This is a genomic window from Cyanobacteriota bacterium (genome assembly GCA_025054735.1).
Lineage (GTDB): Bacteria > Cyanobacteriota > Cyanobacteriia > SKYG9 > SKYG9 > SKYG9.
Map to the genome: position 1 here is coordinate 1 of JANWZG010000352.1, position 4,260 is coordinate 4,260.

Below are 4,260 nucleotides of genomic sequence, written 5' to 3' on the forward strand. Positions count from 1 at the left end.
GACCATTCCGGTTAACTTAGCAGGGCTACCTAGCATGAGCTTGCCCTGTGGTTTTGATGAGCAAGGCCTGCCGATCGGGATCCAGTTGATTGGGAATGTTTTACAAGAGGAAATCATCTTCCAAGTAGCCCATGCCTATGAACAGGCAACCAACTGGCACTATCGCACTCCAGCACTCTAGCTTCTCTAATGAACCTAAACGCCCAGTTTCCAGTCATTGCTTCTGGTCAGGAACATCAGCCGTAAGCAGAAGGTTGTTTGCCTATTAACCAATAGGTAGCCATGTCACCCTTGCCTTTGATGGCGATCGTGCCCCTCGGTTCTAGTTGATAGCGATCATGCAACCGTTGATACACAACATCGGTGACTTGAATTTTTCCTGGTAGTCCTTGTGATTCCATCCGGCTAGCAACATTGACCGTATCACCCCAAAGGTCATAGGTAAACTTTTTAGTGCCAATCACACCTGCCACAACACTACCTGTATGGATCCCAATGCGGATGGCAAGGGTTAAGTGCTCCCGTCGAGCAAACTCTGCAATCCGATCTTGCATATCCAGAGCCATATTTGCCAACACCTCTAGGTGATCAGGCCGAGGCTCAGGCAATCCAGAGGCCACCATGTAGGCATCACCAATGGTCTTGATTTTTTCCACCTGGTAACGATCGCACAAATCATCAAACAGCGAGAAAATGCGATTCAGCAATGTCACCACATCGGTTGGACTCGTCTGACTCGACAACTCAGTAAACCCTACAATGTCTGCAAACAACACCGATACCTGCTCAAAGCCCTCTGCAATAAAGGGACGACCATCCCGCTTGGTCAGGCCAAGCTGATAAGTTTTGAGTTTCTCTGCGATCGATCGCGGCAAAATGTTGAGCAAGAGCCGCTCTGATATTTCTCGTTCAGCTTGGAGAGAGTCTTCTGCTAGCTTGCGAGCAGTTACGTCAGACTGCACCCCCACGAAGTGGGTAAGAACACCTTCAGCGTTATAGATTGGGGAAATGTGCAGTTCATTCCAAAAAAACTGACCATCCTTGCGATAGTTACGCAACATGACTGTGCAGTCCTGACCAGCCCTAATAGCTCGCCTCAACTCTTGAAGTTCTGGTTGGTTTCTCTCTGACCCCTGTAAAAATCGGCAGTTTGTCCCTAACACCTCTGCTGCTGAGTAGCCTGTAATCTTCTCAAATGCTGGATTAACGTAGATTAGAGGCATATCTGCAAGGCGAGCATCGGCGATAACAATGCCAACACTGCTAGCCGCGATCGCCTGTTCTCGCAACTTCAAGGCTTCCTGCAACCCATGGCGATAGGCTACACCGCCGATCCAACTGCGTCTTGTGACATCGTAGGCAATACCGTGGCTATACCCGTCTCGGTAGGGCGATAACCGCCATGCTAACCATCGGTAGCTACCATCGCTATGCTGAAAGCGACTTTCATACTCCACAGCCACAGCAGTTTTTGTGGTAGTAAAGCACCGCTGCTCAAGCTCTAGTGCTTCCAGCACATCATCCGGGTGAATAAATTCAATCCAAGGTCGCGATCGCAGTTCCTCCGTCGTCCAACCCAGCGTGATCGTCCATGCTTGATTCACAGCATGAAAATAACCATCTTGACAACGGATGCAGAGCAAATTAGGAGACAGGTCAAAGAAAGCTTGTAAGGATGCTTCCACAGAACTACGGGTCAGTCATTGATAACAAAGTAGGAGCCAGGCATCGGCGACCCAGCATCAACTGTGAGGCACGATATTTGACATATCGCGAAGTGTGACAGATGTCAGTGCATTAACCGTAACCCCTAATACAACTTAACGCCTAGTTTCCTTAGCAATCCGTACAATTTCCTGAGCATTCCAGTTCATCCCTGAGCATTCCAGTTCATAGGTCGCGACACAGCAACTAACCAACTGGTTAGAGCATTACTGCTGTCTAGGCTGACATGAGACTCACTGTGAAAACTTAAGCCATTACCGACTGAATATGAAAAAGCCTGGAGTTTCCATCACACCCTTGGGTAACCCTATATGAATATGAATGTCCAGTAAGCCTGTAAATGTCCAACAGTTACGGTGCCAACCATGGGCACATTAGCAGGTCAAAGCGGCGATTGACCCCAGGAAATAGAATCCTCTGGAGGGCAAGTTGTGATGAACTTGATACTCAGGCTAAGCATCTCTACCTGTAACCCAATCGAGATTGAGATGTAGTCTGTGCAGCCATGCGTAAAAGACCAACTAGACCTCAGGGGCTATAGGTTAGGGATAAGCTGAATGTGTCCTTTATCCATCTCATCCATCAACAGTTCTAGCGCCTCGTAATCAACGTCAGATATGTATCCCAACCGTGTCAATTCGTAGTTGATCTCATTTTCTAAGTCGGGAGTCAACTGTTTGATTAGTAGCGCTTTTTCCACTAGGCGGCGAATTATACCAGAGGGCTGCATAAATCGACTAGAATTCAATGCATCTAATATTCTACCGAAAGCCCTATTTTCGGCGTGATCTCGATAGCGATTTAAGGTGATTTTGATCACATATTTACTTGGGCATGGCGGAAACTGGCAGCGATGAGGCATTGTTAAGGTAAATAAGCACTTCTGGATGAATAGTCTCCAGAGTTCGATTACGACAGCTTGTGTAAAAGGTAAATGACGTATTACCCATGCTCACACGATCGCCATCTTCTAGTAGGTGGCGCTGTTTAATACGTAATCCATTCACAAAGGATCCGTTCATACTTCCTAGGTCAACTAGGTAAAACCCTTGGCGTGTGACATACTGAATGACTGCATGACGGCGAGAGAGGCCGCTGTCTTTCAACAGGATGGCAACTTGGCGGTTACGCCCAATCGTCCACACCATTTGAGGCTGCAACAGTGTTTCTGATTCTCCACCCATCAAGTTGGTAATCAAGTAAGCATGAACCCCTTGCACAACGCCCTGTATGTAGTAAGAAGCTAGTTGCGTTACCGCAGGCGAGGTAACAGCAGCTTGCCCCTGAAATGCATCAGGAATGCGCATAGTCTCACGATGAGGAACGCTATCATCACCAATTTCCGTATCCATTAGGTCGCTATCCGGTTGAGATGAATCAACCTGCAGGATTTCCATAACAGCACGACTCGATTCTGGCAAAGGATTGTCATCACCGTAACTATCTGACATCGGTAGCTTGGTGTCCTCGATGAGTTGAGGCGGTGTATTGGTAGATATCTGCAGGGGATCGTCAATAAACACGAAGTCTGACTCAGATAACGAATCAGGCTCAGATACATGATCACGGTTCGGAGAGGGGGGCTGTGAGGTCATTGAAGAACTCCTAGTCAAAACTGCTGCATGTCGCTAACGCCTGGTAGCTTGTCATCTAGAGGGTACCAACGTCACCTAACGAAATGTAGTCATCACAAAACGTAGTCGTCGCTGCTGCTAATTTATCCCTTATAGCATTTTCCTCTAAGACGTATTAACTTGTTACCAGTGTACGGTCATCAACTGCTTAACGCCTATGTAGCTAAACTTGTTTGCTCAGATTCGCCGTTTTTTTCTGCTTTCGCACCCTGGGGGCAACCTAGACGCTAGATCCATTCTAGGTCTCACCTTTCTATGTCTCACCTATTGTTGAACTTGTTGCTATGCTTGCAGTGCACCCTGGTTGAATTAGCATAGTATCTGGATCACCACACAGTATTGCGCATGCTTAAAGCTGGAATTGTTGGGTTACCCAATGTAGGTAAATCTACACTATTTAATGCCCTTGTTGCCAATGCTAAGGCTCAAGCAGCTAATTTTCCCTTCTGCACTATTGAACCCAATGTGGGGGTAGTGGCGGTACCTGATGAGCGACTCAATGTTTTGGCAAAAATTTCAGAGTCGATCGAGATTGTTCCAGCGCGGGTGGAATTTGTAGATATTGCAGGGTTGGTCAAGGGTGCTAGCCGGGGCGAGGGGTTAGGCAACCAATTTTTAGCAAACATTCGAGAGGTGGATGCGATTGTCCATGTCGTTCGCTGCTTCGATGATCCCGACATCATTCATGTGTCTGGCTCAGTGGATCCAGTACGCGATATTGAGGTAATTAACTTAGAGCTAGTGTTAGCCGACTTGGCTCAGGTCGAGAAGCGAATCGATCGTACCCGCAAGCAAGCCCGTGCTAGCAAAGATGCCCAAGCAGAGTTGGCCACTCTGGAAAAGCTAGTCGCAAGCCTAGATGCCGGTAAGCCAGCGCGATTGGTGCCGTTGACCGATGAGG

Annotated in this window: 5 protein-coding genes; 2 read left to right on the top strand and 3 right to left on the bottom strand. The window is 47.7% G+C overall.

Features of this window, described 5'->3' with window-relative positions:
• Nucleotides 1–181, top strand: a 181-nt coding sequence (locus NZ772_14780) for an amidase family protein (protein ID MCS6814817.1), incomplete at its 5' end; no start/stop codon positions are given.
• A 55-nt stretch (nucleotides 182–236) separates the two neighbouring features.
• On the opposite strand, the gene NZ772_14785 is transcribed toward NZ772_14780, so the two are convergent.
• From NZ772_14785 to NZ772_14795, 3 genes are all read right to left on the bottom strand, one after another.
• Nucleotides 237–1,685, bottom strand: coding sequence for a PAS domain S-box protein (locus NZ772_14785; protein ID MCS6814818.1), 1,449 nt, complete (start codon nucleotides 1,683–1,685; stop codon nucleotides 237–239).
• Between the two features lie 575 nt (nucleotides 1,686–2,260).
• Nucleotides 2,261–2,455 carry a hypothetical protein gene (locus NZ772_14790; GenBank protein ID MCS6814819.1) on the bottom strand — a complete coding sequence of 65 codons (195 nt, stop codon included), beginning with the start codon at nucleotides 2,453–2,455 and terminating at the stop codon, nucleotides 2,261–2,263.
• Nucleotides 2,456–2,549: 94 nt separating this feature from the next.
• The gene (locus tag NZ772_14795; GenBank protein MCS6814820.1) at nucleotides 2,550–3,320 is read right to left on the bottom strand and encodes an FHA domain-containing protein; all 771 of its coding nucleotides are present in this window, start codon (nucleotides 3,318–3,320) and stop codon (nucleotides 2,550–2,552) included.
• 384 nt (nucleotides 3,321–3,704) lie between these two features.
• On the opposite strand from NZ772_14795, the gene ychF reads away from it, so the two are divergent.
• On the top strand, nucleotides 3,705–4,260 hold a 556-nt coding region (gene ychF / locus NZ772_14800), incomplete at its 3' end, for a redox-regulated ATPase YchF (protein ID MCS6814821.1).